Below are 19,146 nucleotides of genomic sequence, written 5' to 3' on the forward strand. Positions count from 1 at the left end.
GTCTCCCCTCAGCGCCACGCCAATGCAAGGCGGACCGCGTCGCTGACCAGCCCCCAGCGCGAGCGCGCCTTGATGAAGGCCGCCGTGGTCGCCTTTTCCTTCTCGATCTTCGGCGTGCCGTCGACACGCATGAAGTTCTGCGCAGCTTGCGACATCAACCGCGGATAAGTCGTGAAATAATTGCATGAATTGGTGTGGAGCAAGGCCGGCATGTCTTTGTATTTCCTCAGGTCCTTGACCACGAAGGACTTGTCCAGCATGGCTTTGTAAAGGGCGAGATTCCGTTTGTTCATCGGACCGTTGCGGCTCTTGACCTCGACGATTGCCTCAGCCGCAATGCGGCCGGAGGTCATGGCGAGGTTCGAACCCTCGCGGTGAATGGCGTTGTTCAGTTGCGCGGCATCGCCGACCACGACCCAACCATCGCCAAAGAGCTGCGGAATAGCCTTGTAGCCGCCTTCGGGAATGAGGTGTGCGGAATATTCTTTCACTTCCGAGCCGGCGATCAGCGGCCGGATCGAAGGATGGCTCTTCAAGCCATCAAGGAGAACGTAGGGGCTCTCGACCATCGCGGCAAAATCGGAGACGAGGCAGCCAATGCCCAGTGAGATGGACTCCTTGTTGGTATAGAGGAAGCCGAGCCCGGCCATGCTGCGGGAGGTCGTGCCCACCGCCTCGATCACGCAGCCCTCATCGCCCTTTACGCCGAACCGCTGCTCAATGACCTCTTCGGGCAAGAAATGCATTTCCTTGACGGCGAGGGCCACGGTTTGCGGCTTTGGCATCTCGCGCAGGCCGGCTCGAGTGCCAAGCAGTCCGCAGACACCTTCTGCGAGAACGACCACGTCCGCGTAGATGGCTCCGCCCGCCCGGTCTGTGCGGACGCCGATCACCCTGTCATTGGCATCACGGATGAGTTCCGTCACGGTCGTCTCGCACAGAACGGTCGCGCCGGCCGCGCGCACCTTACGCGAAAACCATTTATCGAACTGGGCACGGATGATCGTGTATCGGTTGGGCTTCGCCTCATTGAAGTCGTCCGACCTATAGTGAATCCCTGTATGGGATGTGTCGTCCATCACCCAAAGCCGCTGTTCAACCAAATGCCGCTCGAGAGGCGCATCATCCCGGAAATCCGGGATGATCTTCTCCAGCATGTTCGCGTACATGATGGCACCCTGGACATTCTTGGAGCCCGGATATTCACCGCGCTCCAACTGCAGCACCTTCAGGCCATGGCTGGCCATGGTGTAAGCAGCTGCGTTTCCGGACATGCCTGCCCCAACAACAATGGCGTCGAAGTTTTCCTCGATCATGTCCATCCCCTTAGCTCGAAAGCTTATCGCGACTGTGGGGCGACAGCCGCCGGGTGAAGGCTTCCGTCAGTGCGGGCAGGAAGCGGATCGCGTCGGTGACGATTCCGAGGTGAGCGAAATCGAAAATCGGCGCGTTCGGGTCGGTGTTGATGGCCACGATGAGATCCGCCCCCTCCACGCCAACCCGATGCTGGACGGCGCCGGAAATCCCGGCCGCTATGTAAAGCTTCGGCCGGATCGTCTTGCCAGTTTGGCCGATCTGCCGATCAGCTGGCATCCAGCTCTTCTGGACCAACGGACGCGAACAGCCGTGCTCGGCGCCGATTGCTCGTGCGAGGTTCTTCACAAGCTGCAGGTTCTCCGCCGCGCCAAGACCAAGGCCTCCCGCAACCACGACGTCGGCATAGGCAAGGTTTGCCTTCGCCGACTGATTGTCCGGCAGGAAGCCGAGGACTTTGGTAGCGATCTCGTCCTCGGCAAGCGAAAGCTTGTGCCGGATGACACGCCCGACCGGTTTATCCGTCCGCTGCGGCATGGGCATGACCCTCGGCCGCACGGTCGCCATCTGCGGGCGGAAATTGAGCGTATAGATCGTGCACAACAAGGAACCGCCGAAAGTCGGACGCGTGGCGGCGAGCGAACTGTCGGTATCCACATCGAGTTCGGTGCAGTCGGCCGTGAGCCCCGTCTGCAAGGTCGTCGCCACGGAGCCGGCAAGATCCCTGCCCAGTGTGGTGGCACCGAGAAGAAGGATTTCGGGTTTGTGGGTATCGACCAGATCCGTCAGCGCCTTGGTGAAAGGTTCATTCCGATAGTCGGCGAGCAGGGGCGCCTCGGCGATGTAGACAAGGTCAGCGCCATACGCGAATGCTTCGGCAACGGCGTTCCCGACGGCCTCTCCCGGCGGTCCAAGCACGACGCCTGCAAGCTGGACCTGAAGCTTGTCTGCTAAGTTGCGGCCTTCGCCGAGCAGTTCGAATGACACCGGATGGACCTCGCCACGTTCGAGCTCGATGAAAACCCAAACGTGCCGATAGTCCTTGAAATGGGCGGGCAACTCCTTCTTTATGCCGGCGCGGCCGGCGGCAGGGCGAGGGGTTTCTCCGTTCGCGGTCGACATCGTTTTGCTCCTTGCCGTCACGCGCCGCCGTTAAAGGCGAGCTCATGTTCCAGCGCCGGCTGGCGGGTGAAGATTGCGGTGATGAGTTCGTCAGCGACATCGCGCAAGGCCTTCTCGGCGGTGTCGATTTGTGTCGCCTTTTCAGCTCGAGCAGGAGGGGCGAAAACACGTTTGACGACGGTCGGTGAACCGCGCAGGCCGCATTTGGTGAGATCCTCAATGCCGGCGTCGGCCGCGCTCCATTTCAAGACCTGGCTGCGCGCGGCGCACAAGGCGTCCTGGATCGAGCCCCGGCGGATCTCGTTTGTGCCTTCCAGCATGGTGATGAGGCAAGGGAGCCTGCTCTTCAGCATCTGTGTGCCGCCTTCGGAACGGCGCTCGACCTTGATCTCGCGTGCAGCAAGGTCGACAGAAGGGATCTTCGCGACATAGGTCAGTTGCAGGAGTCCGAGGCGCTTGGCGATGCCGGGCCCGACCTGGGCGGTGTCGCCATCGATCGTCTGCTTGCCGGTGAAGACGAGGTCTGGCGTGCCGAACGTCTCGCCAATCTTCGCGATTGCCTGGGAAAGGGCGAACGAGGTTGCCAGCGTGTCGGAGCCGGCAAAATAGCGGTCGGTCAAGAGCACCGCTCGGTCGGCGCCGTAACCGAGCGCCTTGCGCAGCGCGTCCTCTGCCATGGGCGGACCCATGGTGAGCACAGTGACTTCGCCGCCATGTGCGTCGCGCAGTCTGAGCGCTTCTTCGAGGGCGAACAGGTCGTAAGGGTTGATGATGGTCGGAACACCCTGGCGCATGATCGTGTTCGTGACCGGATGGACCCTTATCTGTGCCGAGTCCGGCACCTGCTTGATGCAGATTACGATGTGCATTGGCGGTTTCTCTAGGCTCGTGTCCGGGTCCGGCATTGCGGTTATCTCCTTTGTCCGCATTATTCGTGCCAAGTCTCTTGCGCTCCCCCTTTCCTACAACTTCGGCTGGTTGCTTCTGACGGCGCTGTGGTGATGACCGGATTTGGCGGCTGCTCGACATTGTCGCGTCGCACCCTTGTCGCCAATCATTCCCGTCCGAACCGCTTCAGTACCGAGTCGAACGGAACAAAGGTGTGACCCGGCGCGGCAGGTTTGTTCGGATCGTGGTCCTTGAGCACCTTGAAAATCCGATGCGTGAGCGGCGAGGAAATCGCAAAGTCCTCGTAAGCTCGTTCGAGCGTTGCGCGCACCCTCGCGGCAATCACCTGGTCGGGCAGACCGGAGAAATCTTCTTCGGCGAGGTATTGGCCCACACGCTTCAGGATATGGAGCCGCGAGACATTCAGTACCTTCGGGTCATAGGCGACGCCTAGGACTGAAAAGAATTCCTCTGCAGCCGACAAGCGCTTCAGTCGTGCGAGGATGTCGGTGACATCCATGGGGCGGCTGTCAGCGGAACAATTCATTGCATTCTTACTGGTCGCAAAACTGTGGCCTCTGTGCGCTCGCGCACGGCTGACTTGGACCCGCACAGCTCGATGAGGGATGCCTCGCTGCACATTCCATCGTAGAGCTCGACCAGTCGAGTTGCAGTGACGGTCGATTTGGTCTTGGCCGCCTCGCGTCGGACGCGGGCCACCATCGCGGCTGCCAGATCCGGGTCTAGATCGCGACCGCTTTCGCTCAGCACATGGGCAATCGCAGTGGCGCCGGAATGCTTGCCGATGACGATCCGCCGGCAGCGGCCCACGAGAGTCGGATCGAGCCCCTGATAAGTACGCGAGTCCTTCAGCAGCCCTGCGACGTGAATGCCGGATTCGTGGGTGAAAACATCGGCGCCGACGACCGGCTTAGTGGCTGCGGTCTGCCGGCGGGCGGCCCAAGCCACCTGGGCGGCGAGGCCGGGCAATGCGGTCAGCTCAATGCCGGTGTCTGCGCCGTCGAAGACTGCCATTGCGGCGGCCACCTCCTCCAGCGCGGCATTGCCCGCACGCTCGCCGAGCCCCAGGACGGTGACGGAGGCATGGCGCGCGCCTGCGCGGATCGCCGCCAGCGTGTTGGCGCCAGCAAGTCCGAGATCGTTGTGCGCATGAAATTCAAGGTCGATTGGAGACTGCACCACGAGCTGGGCGACAAGTTCGAAGGTCGAAAACGGGTCGAGAACACCGACTGTGTCGGCCAGCCTCACGCGGCTTGCGCCGGCGCGTGCGGCCGTCTCGATGACGCGGGCGAGATGATCCCGATTGGCCCGCGAGGCATCCTCGCAGCCCACCGCGACGAAGAAGCCGGCATCGGCGGCGCGCCTGACCATATGATCGATGACCTGGAGCGCTCCCGCCTTGTCAAGGCCGAGCTTGGCGGCAAGTTGGATGTCCGACGCAGGCAGCGACAAATTGACCGCTTGGACGCCGCTCTCGATCGCTGCATCGAGATCCAACGACGTCATCCGGCACCAGGCCATGAGCCGAACCGGAAGACGCCGCGCTACCACGGCGCGAATTGTTTCCATCTCGTCGACGCCCATGACCGGTGTGCCGATCTCGATCTCTGTCACGCCAGCCGCCGCAAGAGACTGAGCGATCTCCAGCTTTTCCGTCGTGGTGAAGGCGACGCCCGGCGCCTGCTCGCCATCGCGCAAGGTCGTATCGTTGAGGGAGACATGACCGGTCATGACAGGCAGCCTGTTCTTCTGCGGCTCACGCATAGACCGGACTACCCGGCCCAGAACCGGAAAAGCTGCGCAGCTTCCCCACGATTCCCGGCATGACCTCGAGCACCCGGTCGATGTCCTCTTCGCTGTTGTCCCTCGCCAAGGAGAAGCGGACTGCCGCGTGTGGCGTTTTCATCGCGCTTAGGACATGGCTTGGTTCCAGAGAGCCGGAGGTGCAGGCCGAGCCAGAGGAACACGCGATGCCAATGCGGCTGAGGAGAAGTGGAATTCCATCACTTTCGACATGTTCGAAGGAGATGTTTGCGGTGTTGGGCAACCGTTGCAAGGGATCACCAGTGACACAGGTGCTTGGGATGCGCTGGAGGATCCCGCCCTCCAGGCGATCGCGGAGCGACTTTACCCGTGTGGTCTCGTCGTCCATGAATTTCAAGGCGAGTTCGGCCGCCGTGCCGAGCCCGGCTATGCCGGGCGTATTCTCGGTGCCAGCACGCCGGTTGTGCTCTTGGTGACCCCCCTTGATCAGCGAATGGAAATCGACGCCACGTTTTACGAAAAGCGCACCGATCCCTTTCGGCCCGTGCAGCTTGTGGCCGGAGAGCGACAGCATGTCGATTGCGGTCGACTTCAGGTCCATCGGAAGCTTGCCGACCGCCTGCACAGCATCGGTATGGAATAGGGCGCCCACTTCCTTGGCCAACTCGGAAAGCCTTGCCACGGGGAAGATCACACCAGTCTCGTTGTTCGCCCACATTATTGACACGATTGCAACCTGTGGGGTGAGGGCGGCCATATAGGCGTCGAGATCGAGCCGACCACGGCAATCCACCGGGATCCTGTGCACCTTGAGGCGGCGGGTCTTCTCAAGATGCGCGCAGAGCGTCAGCACGGCGGGATGCTCGACCGCGGACGTCACGATCTCGGTTCGGTTGGGCGCCGCCTCGAGCGCTGAAAGAAGCGCTGCATTGTCGCTTTCTGTCCCACCCGAGGTGAAAGTGATCTCATCCTCGAACTCCGCGCCGATCAGCGCTTGCAACTGCCTCCGCGCCTTTCTCACCGCCGCACTGACTGAGGCGCCAAGAGCGTGTGCCGACGAAGGGTTGCCGAATTGATCCCTAAAGAACGGCAACATCGCTTGCACGACCTCAGGATCGACCCGTGTGGTTGCGTTGTTGTCGAGGTAGACAGGCTTCATAGGTGCGATCCTCAGTTAAACAGAATGACGCGAGCGCTAGACCGACTCGTTGAGCCTCTGGCGCATGCCGTTGATGATCATTTGAACTGGCAGCGCGCGCAGGTGCCCGGAGTGTTTGACGTAAACCGGATCTCCGTCGATATGGACATGTTCGCAGTGGCCGTACGTCAGCCCGCAGGTAAGGACGCCCGAACGCGATAACGCTACCGATGAGCCGAATTTGGCGTAGCGGCGCGATTTGTCCGCAAGCAGCTCGGGTGCCACCAGGAACCGAGCTGCTTCGGGAGGCGACGTTCTTTGAATCCTACTGGGAGCGAATGGCGGTCCCGAGATCGGCTTTGACCTTGTCTTGTTTTTTAGGACGGGGACATCTGTTGTGCCGGCCATATAAGTCTCCTCTGCCGCAAAATCAGTGTGTCGGCCGCACAGGCGCTTGGGGCGTTTAACTGAAGGACTTGCCGCAGCCGCACTTTTCGCGCGCATTGGGGTTATCGAAGACAAAACCGGAAGATTGGAGCCCGGTGAGGAAGTCGACGGTCATGCCGGCTACATGGGGTTGGGAGCCCGCGTCCACGAACAGCTTGACCCCATCTGTGTCAGTGATCGCGTCGCCCTCGCGCGACACGCTCTCCAGGCCCATTAAGTATTTGAAGCCTGCGCAGCCGCCGGCCTCGACCATAATGCGAAAGCCTTCCGCCGGCTCGCTGGCACGGCAAAGAGCAGTCTTGAAGGCGGCAACAGCGTTGTCGGTGAGCGTAATCATGGCTCCATTCTCCTCTCCTCAGTCCGCGACCTGCTTGCCCATCACGTTGCATGCACCGTGCCAAAGCCAAAAAACGTTTCAACACAGCGCGGCATCTCTCGCACTGGTGCCTCTTGATTGCTGATAAGGTGTCGGCCAATCGACACGTGCTGTCGGGTTTGTCGGGTCCGGCACGAGGGATGTTGGCCTGAGTTCTTGGGTGAACTCACATCACCAAGGACAGAACTTCTTCTGAGCTTGCCTCGGCGCAATTGGCACGGTTTTTGAAGCTCCGTTTGGCGAGACGGCAAGAGCATGCCGATCCACAACCATGCCGTGGGTGCCATCGCGATGGATGGGGCGAAGCAAGGGAGTAACATGTCAGGACCGTGGGCAGATACGCGTTGTTGGCAAAGCAGCGCCGCTCGTGGCATCCGAATGCCCGCTTGGCCGATTGCGACAACCTCGATACTGGCTCACCACCGCCCAGTAGCCGCCGACCGGCTCGATGGGATGCCATCGGCATGTGGCTGCTCGCCGGTTTTCGCATCGGTGCGACGCCGTGCGCACGCTGTCCAGCGACACCTTGTTCATGGGCCAGCAGCAGATCAGGATCGAGCATTTCGGCGCGCCTTATCGGCTGAAGATTCCCGGGCAGGGCAGATGATCCTCACACGTCGTAGAAACAGGGGTAAGCATGGACCAACGCGAGAAACCGTCGCCCGACGAAATCCGGCGGGCGTGCAAAGACAATCCGAAGATCCGGGAGCATGATCTCGCCGCTCGATTGGGCATTTCGGAAGCCGAGTTGGTCGCGGCGCATTGTGGTCACGGCGCGGTGCGCATCGAGCCGCGCGTCGATGATCTGCTGACCGGCCTCGAAGCGGTCGGCGAGGTGATGGCGGTCACCAGCAACGAAAGTGCCGTGCACCAAAAGATTGGCGTCTACGGCAAAGTGGTCACCGGCAACCAGCATGCCATACTGCTCGGCGACGAGATCGACCTGCGCATCTTCCCGAAAGCGTGGGCGTATGGCTTCGCCGTCGAGAAGCGCGAGGGGGCCGAGATCCGCCGCAGCCTGCAATTCTTTGATGCCACCGGCGAGGCGATGCACAAAGCTCATCTCACGCCCGCCTCGAACCTGCAGGCCTATCAGGATCTGACGGCAGAGCTTGTATCCCCCGACCAGGAGCCGATCATATCGCTCGAGGCGAGCGGGGCGCGCGATAACGCAGTGAGTCCAGACCACGCCACCACGGTCGACGACCTACGCGAGCACTGGGGCCGGCTAAGCGACGTGCATCAGTTCTACCATATGTTGAAGACACTGAAGCTCAGCCGCTGCCAGGCGATGCGTATGGCCGACGAGGATGACGCCTGGCTACTCGACAATGATGCCATTGGCGCCCTGTTCCAACAGGCGGCCGAAGACGAGATGCCGATCATGTGCTTTGTCGGCAATCGTGGTTGCATTCAGATCCATTCCGGCCCGATCAGGTCGGTCAAGCAGATCGGGCCGCGGATCAATGTGCTCGAAGAGACCTTCCATCTGCATCTTAGGACCCATCGCATCCGCGAGGTCTGGGCCGTGCGCAAGCCGACGAGGGATGGTCACGTTACGTCCATTGAAGCCTATGGCGCGGACGGCAAGATGATCATCCAGTTCTTCGGCACGCGCAAGGAAGGCGAACGCGAGGGCAGCGACTGGCGGTTTCTGGCCGAGAGTCTGCCACGCGTTCCCGGTCCGACCTCCAGGGGTGTGTTGACTGCCGACAGGTCCTCGGATTGAATTGGCCGCGATAGGACTCAGCACCACGTTCCGACAGCGGCTCGCGAGCAAATCTAGGTCCATGAGCGGAAAGGATGCCGTCGTAGCGCATGCGCATGGTCAGGTGATGCACGCCGGAATGGACCGCATCTATACAGTCAAGCTGGTCGCCGGTCGGCACCGGTGCGCACGAGTGCATCGCCGTCTGCCGGAAAAGCCTTGCAGCGCCTGCGAGCGATAAAACGCATACGCCATCAGCGCCGAACCGAAGCGCGGCTTGACCTTTTTGATATTTCCGATCGTCTCGCGCAAGCGCCGTCGGGTCTTCTCGGACCGCACCCGATCCTTGCGCTGGATCGCGTCATTGCTCAATCCGGCCGTGCGAGCGATCTACTCGCTCGTCGACCGGCAGGCTGTGCAGCAACAGCCAAGCCGAACAGCCCGATGTCGCGGGCTCGACAAAACCGACCACGGATGTCGGTTGTCGGACGTTGTCATAAGAATGATGGACAGGTGATCATCAGCGGCAGACCCAGCGCAGGCTGGCATTGCTTGGTGCACCGCCATGGCTACCCTATCCGGCACGCGACTTGCTTCGACAATTTGATCAGCAGGGCAGAGGTGATTGACCAGTCTCTCAACCCTAACGGGGAAGCGGCCGCTTTGCTTCATGACCGGAGCGCGGCGGAGATGCCCCTCTGATCGACTTCGCAACCCATCTCATCCGCGCTGGTGCAGGTGGGCTGTATCAGGCGACAGAATCTAGAAGGCGCCCGACAAGAGACGTGCCCATGCTGGAAATCGACTTTATGAACAGCGGTGCAATCTCAATTGAGCCATGAACGCCAATGTAGAGAAAACAAAATGGCGACCAACCCCGTTCCAGATCATGTCCCGCCCGAAATGGTGAGGGACTTCAGCCTGTTTACATCGCCAGGGATGCCACCAACACCCAACGGGGATCCACACGCAGCTGTCGCTTGCGTACATGACGGGCCTCCGATCTTTTACTCCCGCTACAACACGCAAGATGGCCGGGGTACCTGGGTCATCACCCGTGCCGCGGACCAGCGGAAGGTGCTGCAGGACGCAGAGACTTTTTCCAGCCATCGCAGCATCTTCTCCTCCATACTGGGTGAGAACTGGCCGACGATCCCGCTTGAGCTCGATCCACCGGCCCATGGCGTCTTTCGCTCACTGCTTAATCCGCTGCTTTCGCCAAAGCGGGTGTTGGCTTTGGAACCGGCTGTCCGCGAACGGGCGGTCGAGCTGATCGAAAGGATCGCCGCGTCGCGCACAAGCTGCGACGTGATGAAGGATTTTGCCTTTCCTTTCGCGGTGAGCACCTTTCTTCGCTTTCTGGGGTTGCCTGATGACCGACTCGATACATTCGTCGGCTGGGGGAAAGATCTGCTCCACGGCGACGATAAGGAACGACCTGTGGCTGCCCGGACGATCGTGGCATTCATCGACGAACTTGCAGCCATGCGCCGCGATGAGGCGGTTGACGATTTCATGACCTTTATAGTGCAGGCACAGGTCGAGGGCCGCCGGCTGACTGACACCCAAGTCCGCGGCATCGGCGTGCTTGTCTTCGTCGCTGGGCTCGACACGGTCGCAGCAGCTATAGGCTTTGACTTGGCGTACCTCGCACGCAACCTCAAAGATCAGCAATTGCTGCGGAGCGAACCGGACCGCATCCCGCTCGCAACCGAAGAATTGCTGCGGGCCTATCCGCCCATTCAGTTGATCCGCGTGGCCACGAAAGATATCGACTTCGAAGGCGCGCCGATCCGGAAGGGGGACTATGTTTCCTGCGCCACGATGATTGCCAATCGTGACCCGGCGGAATTCGAATGCCCCAACACGATTGATTTGGAGCGGGAGGACAACCGCCACGCAGCTTTTGGCTATGGTCCCCACCGTTGCCTTGGCTCACACCTTGCCCGGCGCGAGATTGTCATTGGCCTGGAGGAGTGGCTGGCGCGCATCCCGGCTTTCAGGATCAAGCAGGGTACGGCGCCGATAACTTCTGGCGGCCATGTGTTCGGGATCGAAAATTTGATCCTGGACTGGTCTTAGGCCCGCCCCGAGCCCGGGCACAGACAATGGAGGCAGCGCCATGCGCATCATCGTCCAAAAGGCCAAATGCCAGGGCCACGCGCGATGCGCGGCGCAAGCGCCGGACATCTTTAAACTCGATAATGACGGTTACATCCTGCCTGGTGACATTGAAGTTGCGGAAGGGGAGGAACTGCCTGCATCACGAGGCGCGCGATCCTGTCCTGAACGTGCGCTGGAACTCACTCGCTGACGCTCTGGATGAGACGGCATTCAACCGTGAGTCTGGCGGCTTGAACCATGTGGCCGCACTCAGCACGCGACCTCTGTCCCGCACGGTTCACGTCCAACTCTGCGGGGCAAATTCCGGCGCCAGTGTTCCCCGTGAGGCGCAAACGGCAGGGCCGGGGTTCGCGAACCTCTTCGAATCACAGAATTTGCGCCAGAGCCGATGGACCAGACGAGAATTGCCGAACTACTCGACGCGAGGCGACCCGGAGTGCCGTACCGAAGAACTGCCCGACCCATGTTGCGGCAGGCCGGGTCTCTGCATGATTTGATAGGGCGAAACCAGGAGAACGCACCATATTTGCCCAACATTATGCCCGGCTCAGCACCGGCCAATGGCCGCAGCTGGAGAGAAGGTTCGACCAGCATGTGCTTGCCTGTGTGCTTTCACGTGCGCTCGAGGAGATCGAGGCCGGCGAGGCGACGGCGACGGAGGCAACCGGACTTTCGCGCGCCGAGTTGCGCGATGTCCTGTCCCGCTGTTTCCCTGCTTTTCCTATCAACGCGTTTGCCTTGGAAGAGGGGAGCGAGCCTGAGCCGGATCTGGAAGAAGAACTTCTGCGCGGACTGCTGCTGGCGCATGCCCGGCCCGACGACAAGGCAAGCGCCCGCTTCGCCAAGATCATCGCCCGGCGTGCCATGCGCAATGACCACCTCTGGCAAGACCTTGGCCTTTTTAGTCGAAGCGACCTCGGCCGCCTGCTCGCCTCGCATTTTCCGACGCTGGCGGCCGGCAACACCCAAAACATGAAATGGAAAAAATACTTTTACCGAAAGCTCTGCGAGGCCGAAGGCTTTTCGCTGTGCAGCTCCCCCAGTTGCCGGGACTGCAATGATTTCGAAAGCTGCTTCGGCCCGGAGGAAGGCGAAAGCCGGCTCACACGGATCAAGGACAACGCCCAGGATTGAGAGCCGCTTGCGTCAGTCGTACAGCGTCAGAGCTCGCGCCGCGCCATCTGTCTGTTGTCAAATCTCGACGGACGCCTTGGGGGATTTGAATACTGTGCGCTCGCGATGCTCGCTTCGGCGGGTCGTCGTCATGGCAGGCGCGAGTCGAATGTTTGTTAGATGCCGCCACAACCTAAGCCGGCATCATCAATCGCTACAAGCGCAAGGAGTTGAAGGACACGTTGCGCGATCTTGAGCAGGCCGGACGAAACGGGGTCTGCAGTGTTTTCTTCCGCTTCGGCGCCACATAGCTTTCAACCAGGCGAAATGCTCGACGTCGACAGTTACCAGCGGCCGTAGGTTGATGGTCACCGTGTTTGGCGCTCAGAACTTCCTCCGTGCTAGTCAATGGCGAGCATCGGAAGCGATTTTGCAGGTTTTGCGCTGACGGGATTCTGGCTCGGCCCGCCGGTCGGGTTCGTCAAAAGGTGCTAATATAGCGTTGTATGTCCGATCGGCGGTAGTAGCCGCTTACTGATCGCCGGACGGTCATCCCTGAACCTTGTTGCACCGCACCTGGAGTGCTTAGGGAATGATATTATCTGACAAATGGAAAAATCACGCAGGAGCCAAAGTAAAATTTTATTATATCTGACTCCTGAGAATTACCAAGTAATGATCCAAGAACGAATCTTTCGCGGGCCGTTAGCTTGTTTTTAAACTCTAGTGCGTCACTATCGGGTCCGTAGATCCCAAAAATGTCCCATCCTTTGCAGGGCAACAAGGAGGCGTACTATGGCAAGAATTTTTGAAATTCTTATGGGCAGTCTGACTGCCGGATCTGTTCTCGCAATTCTTTGCATGCCAGCGACTGCAGCTGGAATTAATGTCGGAGGCGTCGGCGGGGTATCCGTCGACAGCGGAGGCGCCAGCGCTAATGTGGGCGGCAACAGCGGCGCTACGGCTAGCGTATCCCTAGGCGGTTCTGGGGCAAATGCCGCAGCCTCCGTCGGCGACACTGGCGGAGCGACTGCTTCCATCGGCACCGGCAGCGCCAATGTCGGTGTCGTCACCGGGGTTGGTACCGACGTAAATGTCGGCGTTGGAACCAATCCAGCCGCCAACCCCAGCAACCCGACCGCTTCGAGCAACCCGAATCTGGCTAGCGTTGTCGGCGATATGTCGAACGCCCAGGTCACTCGGATGAAGAAGCGCTGCGTCGAAGTGCTTAGCAACGAAGACACCTATGATCGTGACCTGCGCCGGCTCTGCCTGCTGATCTCGCGCCGCTAACCAGCGACCCCTTTCCGACCTGTCGGGGCTGTCGACATGACACTCTCCAGTTCCGGCAGTGGAAGCCCGCCCGCCGAAAGGTTGGCGGGCTTTTACAGTCAGCGTTTTTCCATCCGCAGCAGGCAGGATGTTTAGGCGCTTTCGCATATGTAAACGTTCACAGTTAAGGCGCTTTCGGCTTGTAGCCAAGTGTGTAAACGCCTTGTTCTTGAACAAAAAATGTGAGAACGCCTAGTGCTTAGGCGAAAGCGCCTTACCGGGCGGATATCAGAAAGAACATTGTAATGATCTTGCAACCGCCCGAGGCCGCTTCAGTGGAGCTTGGCGCGATGTTCCTTGGGGAAGGTCATGTAGGCCAGCACGTCGGGCTCGGCGTCGTCCATGATTGTCGCCAGCTTCGGCACCTTCGGCCGGATCTGGTCGGCGACGGCGCGCCATTGTACGGACGCGGTCTCGGGCGTTTCCTGGGCGAAAGCGGTGGCGATGAAGGCTGAGACGACCCTGCGGCCGCTCTTGCCGGCATGGGCCAGCACGTTCCTTATGAAGTGGACGCGGCACCTCTGCCATGTGGCGCACAGCACCTTGGTGACGGCCGCCTTGAGGCCTTCGTGAGCATCGCAGACGACGAGCTTAACGCCGCGCAGGCCGCGACGTGTCAGCTTGCGCAGGAACTCTGTCCAGATCGGCTCGGCCTCCGAGGTGCCAATCTCCATGCCCAGTACCTCGCGCCGGCCGTCCGCGTTGACGCCGACGGCGATGATAACGGCGACCGAGACGATCCGCCCAACCGCGGCGGACCTTCAGGTAAGTGGCGTCGATCCACAGGTATGGCCAATCGCCCTCGATCGGCCGATCGGGGAAGGCCTTCACCTTCCCGTCAATCTCCTCGCACAGCCGCGAGACCTGGCTCTTGGATGCCGCTCATACCCATGGCCTTGACCAGGTCGCCAACCGACCGGGTCGAGATGCCTTGCACATAAGCTTCCTGGATGACGGCGTTAGCGCCTTCTCGGCCATGCGGCGCGGTTCGAGGAAACCTGGGAAGTAGCTTCCCTTCCTGAGCTTCGGGATGCGCAGCTCGACCGTGCCGGCCCGCGTCTCCCAGTCCCGGTCGCGGTAGCCATTGCGCAGGGCGAGCCGCAGCGGGTTCTTCTCGCCATAGCTGGCGCCGGTGGCCGCGCCCACCTCCATTTCCATCAGTCGCTCGGCGGCAAAGCCGATCATCTCCCGCAGCAGATCGGCATCCGGGGTCTTCTCCACAAGCGTGCGCAGGTTCATCATGTCGTCGGTCATCGGTGGTCCTTCCGAAATGGGTTGGCGTCAACAACCAAACCCTACCGGAAAGCGCCGATGACTACCCACACGCCGCTCGCTCGCTACAGCGCTACTAACGGCGCGCTCGTGAGCGGCTTCGCTACCGCCGAGCTACACCACCTGATGGGACACGACCCCTGCATCGGCCGTTGCGGTCTGCTAATCTAAAGGCCGCTTTTGGCCCGAAGCGGTCAGGGACCCCACACCCGTGGTGCGGCGTAGGGGGCGCTTCCCATCCATAGCGACGTTGGCATGCCTCGGCTGCCGCCGCCTCACGACGAACCGAACTGCTTGGCGAGATCGCGGAAAGTGCAGGTTCGATCTACCAGGGCCGACATCATCTTGGTGAACTGCATGGGTACGATCTTGTCGGTCACGAGCGCGGCTTTCAACTTGATGTCTTCGACAGGGATTTTGGTTATCGACGCCACGGCCGAAAGGTTGGCTCTGAGGAAGTCGACACGATCGAGGTGCTTCTGGATCGGAGTGCGTTTCGTGTGACGGGTGCCCGTGGTGGTGTAATCGGCTAGGCGCTCGCCAATCTCACCGATTGTCCGATCGAGAAGCAGCCTTTTGCATTCGATGGCCCAGACCGTCCCGGTCTTTTTGTCCCAGGCCAGCACGTCCACATCGCCCAGCTCCTTCTTGCCGCCGAACAGCGTCATCAGTTGGTCAGGTTGTGCATCAAGACCAATTTCCTGCAGCTTCGCTGCGACGGAATGGTTGAAGGCATGGCCTAGCTCGTTGACGATCTTGCCGAGCCAGCGATTCACCTCCTTGGTGTCGAACATCTCGGCGCCCAGCCGACCGTCGACAAGACCGAACAGGCGAAAGACGACCTTGGAAATGAGCGCAGAGGCTACGATCACTTCTGGGTCATCGGTCTCGTCGATCTGGATGAGCGGACGCCGCGTCAGCGACAGCTTTCGGTTCATTCGCCAAGGCTGCCAGTCTCGCGCCGACGCGCCTTTCGGATTTCGCTCGCCCCACTCTGCTCGCGGTATCAGCGTGAGAGCGGCAAATGCTCGCTCTGCATCAACGGCGCCGTCCATCTTGCGGAAGAAGTCGAGCAACTCGCTCTTGCGCATGCTGAAACAGGCTTGTCCTACTTCGATCGCCATTTCGGCGAGGCCATGTGAGGTCGCAACGAGATGTTCCAAATCCATCCCGAACTCGGCCCGCATCGCAATCTTAAGGCCCGGATCGATCACCGGCGCCGACGGCAGCGGTGCACCGGGGGCGGGGACGTCGAACGACGTTGCGTACGAGTCAGCGGCGTCGTGGAAGGCTCGGTCGCCCTGGGCAAACATATAGGGCACGTGGGTGTTTTCCCCAAAGCCCCTGTCGAACTGGAAGTCGCCGTTCGGTGCAACGCTGAGTGGGCCTGTGGCTAGCCCATAGAAATGGGCATCACATTGCCCGGCACAGTCCAGCATCGCCGCGACCTCGCCGATCAGGTCATCGAGATCGATGTCGGTGCACTGCCGGCCGCCCGTCGTCGGTGAGGTGCAGATCGCCATCTCGGCCAGTGCACGGCTCGCAACGCCGGCAGCCGATCTTCTGAGTTCGGCCTTGTTGTTCGCGGCCAGTACATCCGCTTGGTCGTCATGGAGTGCCCGTAAGGCGGCGGCGGTCTGCTGCCACTCCCGGCGATCCCTGTCGATCGCCTCGTGGTTCAACAGCGCCCTGACGACGATCGAGCGCCGGTCCAGTTTCTGAAGCTTGTCCTTGATCCGCTCCCAGATTCTCAGCACCGCTGTCTGAAGCCGTGATCCGACATCGCCCGCAAGGACCATCCCTGCCGCATTCGCTCCGGCGTCAAACGCCAGTCCGAGATGAGCCCAGCTACGGTCCTCATCGAACACGAAGCGGGGTGGCGGCAGGTCCAGGTACGATCCGACGATATCCGTTGCGTCGTTAGCGGGAATTGCATGCGCGAAGCGGGCATGAGACGAACCGGTCACCTCCGTGGCGAGGCGGTCGCCCCACTCCGCGTCCTGAGGCGTCCCCGCCAGTTCCGAGGCCGCGAGGGCCATGGAGGCGAGCAACTGCCTCTCTGCGATATTAGTCGCGTCCATGTAGCCACGCAGTGAAGCGACGCCAGATCGGATGGCAATGACGCCGTCAACCAGTTCGAACTGTGGACGCTCTGGCGGAGTTGCATCGCTCATCGCCGCATCGGTCAGCCGATCGATATCGGGAAATTCCAGCTTGAAGTGGATGGGCCGTTCAGGCAGGCCGGGCAGGAACTCCTCGAGCCTCAGAGCGAGCCATACGAGCCAACGCTGGGCCGCGTCCCAGATTCTCGCTGAGAACGCCCGATATGGTCCATCGACGATGGGTAACTCGACCCACCAAGCGCGGCTTGGGGTTTCCACTACCGCAAGAAACTCGCCGTTGAGGGCGTCAAACGGCGCAACGTATAGCGGCAGGTTGCTGATCTCCCTGAAATACGAGCTCGTGGAGCGCCGCTGTACCTCGACGAACCGACTGACGGTCGGATCAACAACCAGATGATAGTCAAGGGCACTGCGGACTCGGTGGCGCACCGCCGCCGCATAGTGTGTCGTCACCAATGCAAACGCGCCCTTCGACATCTCCGGCCGCACGGGATCGAATCCTTGCGCTTCTAGGTAACCGTAGCGGTTAATGAAGTCGCCGACGCTGTGGATGTCGTAACCCCGTGCGTGCAGCTGTTCCTGCTGAGAGATTATCTTCCACACGCGGTTGGTGTCGAAGTCAGCGTCCCAACTCATCCGCAACGCGTCACCGAGCCCGATACTGACACGGTGCCACTCGGGAGGGCTTTCATCGAAACCCATGGCGACGCGTCGCCCGACACCGCCATGGACGATCAACGTCAAGCCCCGGCGATAATCGGACGAGGCCGCCTGCTGCTTTTCGAGCTGCGAGACGGCCGAGGCGCCGCGATCCAGGTCCTTGTCGTTCATTCCCTGGAGGCCGGTCCCCATCGCCTCCGAAAGCTCGTCAGCAACGAGCACAATCAATGCAAAGCCGCCCAGATCGAACTCCGCCTTGACGACTGTCAGCTTCGGTTCGGCCGGCAGAGGGAGAATAGCCTGCTTGGACAACTGCATGTTTTCCGCCAAAATTTCCCGCACGTCCTGCAGTTCGGCCCGGCCGATTTCGGCCTGGAGTTTGGAAAGCGCGCCGGCGGCAGCTGCCTTGTCGAGGATCAGCCGCCGCGCCGCCGCACCGATCGCCGTCGGAAGCATAACCAACCAGCCGTCTTCATGTCTCAGCAGGGGAAACCGTTCGAGCGAGCTGTTTGTCAGGGACTCGCTTTCGAGACTTGCCAAATCATTTGCATCGCCGACGAAAGGCGCGAGGTCGCGGGCGACGAGACCCAGCCCGAATATCTCTTGCAAGCTGAAGCTGACGGCCTTCACCCCGGCCTGGACATTCCCCGGAGCAACTCTAACCCGCGAAACTGGCTGGGAGTCGGCTAGGGTGTATCGCGTCACTCCGGCCTTTTGCGCCATTGCCTCGCCCAGATAGAGCAACGACATCACGGACTGCATCGCCTCGTTCGCCCAAGCCTCCTCGCGTAATGGCAATAGCGCACCCATGATCCGCGCCAGATGGTAGCCGTTATCTTGCCATGCTCCTTCGAGGATCGTGGCGCTACCGGACGATGACGGCACTACCGAACTGAACACGTCCTCGACCGGGTCTTCGCCTGCGCCTATGCCGTCCTTAAGGAGAATCTCGTTCACCCATTCCCTAATCTGCAAGAGCGTGGGCTTCACAGTGCCTTTGCAGTTGAGGACAGCGAGGTGGATGAGCGCCTCGATGCGCAAAGTGGCTGCATGGTTTGCTGGCTGGGTAAGAAGCCCGGCAAGGATTTCAACGACATGGCGCTGGCTGAACTTTGCCAGCCGAGCGCACAGTTTCGCCTGACGCTTCGCTAGTGCGTCCAAGCTAAACATGTCGCCCGCTCGCGCAGCGGCGAACAGGGATGACAGTGCGTCGATCGTGGAACCGTTGGCGGCCATGTTCTAATCCTTCAATACCTCGGCCGGCTGAATCGCCCTGCGCGATGGACGAGGCCTTTTAGACCTTGCGGGCAGTGCTTTGACGCCGCGGTAGGATCGTTGAATTCCTTCGCATCCCAAGGGGGCTTTCACGAATCCGATCAAGATGTCTCGCCTCCCCTCTGGTGCCAGATCGGAAGGGTGACTTGTGCGGGCCAGACTCCGAGGGATCTTGCCTACACTACCGCCGAAGCCCGGCGAAAACTCGCTTCTGCGATCCAGACCCGGCACGGTCCCGATCTTGGTTTGATAGCGAAGGTGAGTGAACTATCGCCCGACTTCTACAACCGGACGGGTCTATTTGCAGGAGGACGCTTCGCCAGGCCAACTGCTACGCCTCACACCGACTGATTGCAGTTCGACCTCTATAACGTCCGCTTTTGGCGGGTGGGTTCAACCGGTCACTGCAACACCTTGTGTAGCCTATCGGCGGGTGTTTCGAAGTCCAGGGTTTTTCGGGGGCGCTGAT

The 19,146-nt window shown here is 60.8% G+C and carries 16 protein-coding genes and 1 pseudogene; 6 read left to right on the forward strand and 11 right to left on the reverse strand.

Annotation, left to right across the window (positions count from 1 at the left end; translation table 11 throughout):
- Positions 1 to 8: 8 nt before the first annotated feature.
- From NKI32_RS29985 to NKI32_RS30020, 8 genes are all read right to left on the reverse strand, one after another.
- Entirely contained in the window at positions 9 to 1,316 is a 1,308-nt protein-coding gene (locus NKI32_RS29985; RefSeq protein WP_353004955.1) for an FAD-binding protein, read from the reverse strand.
- Positions 1,317 to 1,326: 10 nt separating this feature from the next.
- The gene (locus NKI32_RS29990) at positions 1,327 to 2,436 is read right to left on the reverse strand and encodes an electron transfer flavoprotein subunit alpha/FixB family protein (protein ID WP_023685019.1); all 1,110 of its coding nucleotides are present in this window, start codon (positions 2,434 to 2,436) and stop codon (positions 1,327 to 1,329) included.
- A 17-nt stretch (positions 2,437 to 2,453) separates the two neighbouring features.
- Complete coding sequence (locus NKI32_RS29995; protein WP_352520149.1) at positions 2,454 to 3,305, reverse strand: electron transfer flavoprotein subunit beta/FixA family protein; 852 nt, start codon at positions 3,303 to 3,305, stop codon at positions 2,454 to 2,456.
- A 185-nt stretch (positions 3,306 to 3,490) separates the two neighbouring features.
- Positions 3,491 to 3,871 carry a nitrogenase stabilizing/protective protein NifW gene (nifW, locus tag NKI32_RS30000; RefSeq protein ID WP_023806338.1) on the reverse strand — a complete coding sequence of 127 codons (381 nt, stop codon included), beginning with the start codon at positions 3,869 to 3,871 and terminating at the stop codon, positions 3,491 to 3,493.
- Positions 3,868 to 5,076: a homocitrate synthase gene (gene nifV / locus NKI32_RS30005; protein ID WP_353004959.1), complete on the reverse strand. Its 1,209-nt coding sequence runs from the start codon at positions 5,074 to 5,076 to the stop codon at positions 3,868 to 3,870. Before nifV ends, nifW begins: the two co-directional genes overlap by 4 nt.
- Positions 5,077 to 5,101: 25 nt before the next feature.
- The gene (nifS, locus tag NKI32_RS30010; RefSeq protein WP_023685015.1) at positions 5,102 to 6,268 is read right to left on the reverse strand and encodes a cysteine desulfurase NifS; all 1,167 of its coding nucleotides are present in this window, start codon (positions 6,266 to 6,268) and stop codon (positions 5,102 to 5,104) included.
- 36 nt (positions 6,269 to 6,304) lie between these two features.
- Positions 6,305 to 6,655: a hypothetical protein gene (locus NKI32_RS30015; RefSeq protein ID WP_352797965.1), complete on the reverse strand. Its 351-nt coding sequence runs from the start codon at positions 6,653 to 6,655 to the stop codon at positions 6,305 to 6,307.
- A gap of 55 nt (positions 6,656 to 6,710) precedes the next feature.
- The gene (locus NKI32_RS30020; protein ID WP_023672207.1) at positions 6,711 to 7,031 is read right to left on the reverse strand and encodes a HesB/IscA family protein; all 321 of its coding nucleotides are present in this window, start codon (positions 7,029 to 7,031) and stop codon (positions 6,711 to 6,713) included.
- 541 nt (positions 7,032 to 7,572) lie between these two features.
- On the opposite strand from NKI32_RS30020, the gene hemP reads away from it, so the two are divergent.
- The 6 genes from hemP to NKI32_RS30050 all read left to right on the forward strand — a co-directional run bounded on the left by hemP (position 7,573) and on the right by NKI32_RS30050 (position 13,308).
- Complete coding sequence (gene hemP, locus NKI32_RS30025) at positions 7,573 to 7,677, forward strand: hemin uptake protein HemP (protein WP_023685012.1); 105 nt, start codon at positions 7,573 to 7,575, stop codon at positions 7,675 to 7,677.
- 30 nt (positions 7,678 to 7,707) lie between these two features.
- On the forward strand, positions 7,708 to 8,799 hold the full coding sequence (locus NKI32_RS30030; RefSeq protein ID WP_023672205.1) for a hemin-degrading factor: 1,092 nt from the start codon (positions 7,708 to 7,710) through the stop codon (positions 8,797 to 8,799).
- A gap of 843 nt (positions 8,800 to 9,642) precedes the next feature.
- Positions 9,643 to 10,860: a cytochrome P450 gene (locus NKI32_RS30035; RefSeq protein ID WP_023727121.1), complete on the forward strand. Its 1,218-nt coding sequence runs from the start codon at positions 9,643 to 9,645 to the stop codon at positions 10,858 to 10,860.
- Positions 10,861 to 10,900: 40 nt separating this feature from the next.
- A complete protein-coding gene (locus NKI32_RS30040) occupies positions 10,901 to 11,092 on the forward strand; it encodes a ferredoxin (protein WP_081725572.1) in 192 nt (63 codons plus the stop codon).
- 332 nt (positions 11,093 to 11,424) lie between these two features.
- On the forward strand, positions 11,425 to 12,036 hold the full coding sequence (locus NKI32_RS30045) for a nitrogen fixation protein NifQ (RefSeq protein WP_353004967.1): 612 nt from the start codon (positions 11,425 to 11,427) through the stop codon (positions 12,034 to 12,036).
- A gap of 774 nt (positions 12,037 to 12,810) precedes the next feature.
- Entirely contained in the window at positions 12,811 to 13,308 is a 498-nt protein-coding gene (locus NKI32_RS30050) for a hypothetical protein (RefSeq protein ID WP_352797961.1), read from the forward strand.
- A 311-nt stretch (positions 13,309 to 13,619) separates the two neighbouring features.
- Here the strand turns inward: NKI32_RS30050 and NKI32_RS30055 are convergent, their stop codons facing one another.
- The 3 genes and pseudogenes from NKI32_RS30055 to NKI32_RS30065 all read right to left on the reverse strand — a co-directional run bounded on the left by NKI32_RS30055 (position 13,620) and on the right by NKI32_RS30065 (position 18,638).
- Positions 13,620 to 14,087, reverse strand: coding sequence for a transposase (locus tag NKI32_RS30055; protein WP_353004969.1), 468 nt, complete (start codon positions 14,085 to 14,087; stop codon positions 13,620 to 13,622).
- Between the two features lie 70 nt (positions 14,088 to 14,157).
- Positions 14,158 to 14,601: pseudogene (locus tag NKI32_RS30060) on the reverse strand (transposase); the annotation flags it as partial.
- A gap of 293 nt (positions 14,602 to 14,894) precedes the next feature.
- Entirely contained in the window at positions 14,895 to 18,638 is a 3,744-nt protein-coding gene (locus NKI32_RS30065; RefSeq protein ID WP_353004964.1) for an anti-phage protein Upx-like protein, read from the reverse strand.
- Positions 18,639 to 19,146: the final 508 nt, after the last annotated feature.

The organism is Mesorhizobium sp. M0761 (assembly GCF_040320205.1).
Taxonomy (GTDB): Bacteria; Pseudomonadota; Alphaproteobacteria; order Rhizobiales; family Rhizobiaceae; genus Mesorhizobium.

Bases quoted from the DNA above. Each gene is read 5' to 3' on its own strand.
- NKI32_RS29985 (WP_353004955.1), bottom strand. From the start codon at position 1,316: ATGATCGAGGAAAACTTCGACGCCATTGTTGTTGGGGCAGGCATGTCC.
- NKI32_RS29990 (WP_023685019.1), bottom strand. From the start codon at position 2,436: ATGTCGACCGCGAACGGAGAAACCCCTCGCCCTGCCGCCGGCCGCGCC.
- NKI32_RS29995 (WP_352520149.1), bottom strand. From the start codon at position 3,305: ATGCACATCGTAATCTGCATCAAGCAGGTGCCGGACTCGGCACAGATA.
- nifW (WP_023806338.1), bottom strand. From the start codon at position 3,871: ATGAATTGTTCCGCTGACAGCCGCCCCATGGATGTCACCGACATCCTC.
- nifV (WP_353004959.1), bottom strand. From the start codon at position 5,076: ATGACCGGTCATGTCTCCCTCAACGATACGACCTTGCGCGATGGCGAG.
- nifS (WP_023685015.1), bottom strand. From the start codon at position 6,268: ATGAAGCCTGTCTACCTCGACAACAACGCAACCACACGGGTCGATCCT.
- NKI32_RS30015 (WP_352797965.1), bottom strand. From the start codon at position 6,655: ATGGCCGGCACAACAGATGTCCCCGTCCTAAAAAACAAGACAAGGTCA.
- NKI32_RS30020 (WP_023672207.1), bottom strand. From the start codon at position 7,031: ATGATTACGCTCACCGACAACGCTGTTGCCGCCTTCAAGACTGCTCTT.
- NKI32_RS30030 (WP_023672205.1), top strand. From the start codon at position 7,708: ATGGACCAACGCGAGAAACCGTCGCCCGACGAAATCCGGCGGGCGTGC.
- NKI32_RS30035 (WP_023727121.1), top strand. From the start codon at position 9,643: ATGGCGACCAACCCCGTTCCAGATCATGTCCCGCCCGAAATGGTGAGG.
- NKI32_RS30040 (WP_081725572.1), top strand. From the start codon at position 10,901: ATGCGCATCATCGTCCAAAAGGCCAAATGCCAGGGCCACGCGCGATGC.
- NKI32_RS30050 (WP_352797961.1), top strand. From the start codon at position 12,811: ATGGCAAGAATTTTTGAAATTCTTATGGGCAGTCTGACTGCCGGATCT.
- NKI32_RS30065 (WP_353004964.1), bottom strand. From the start codon at position 18,638: ATGGCCGCCAACGGTTCCACGATCGACGCACTGTCATCCCTGTTCGCC.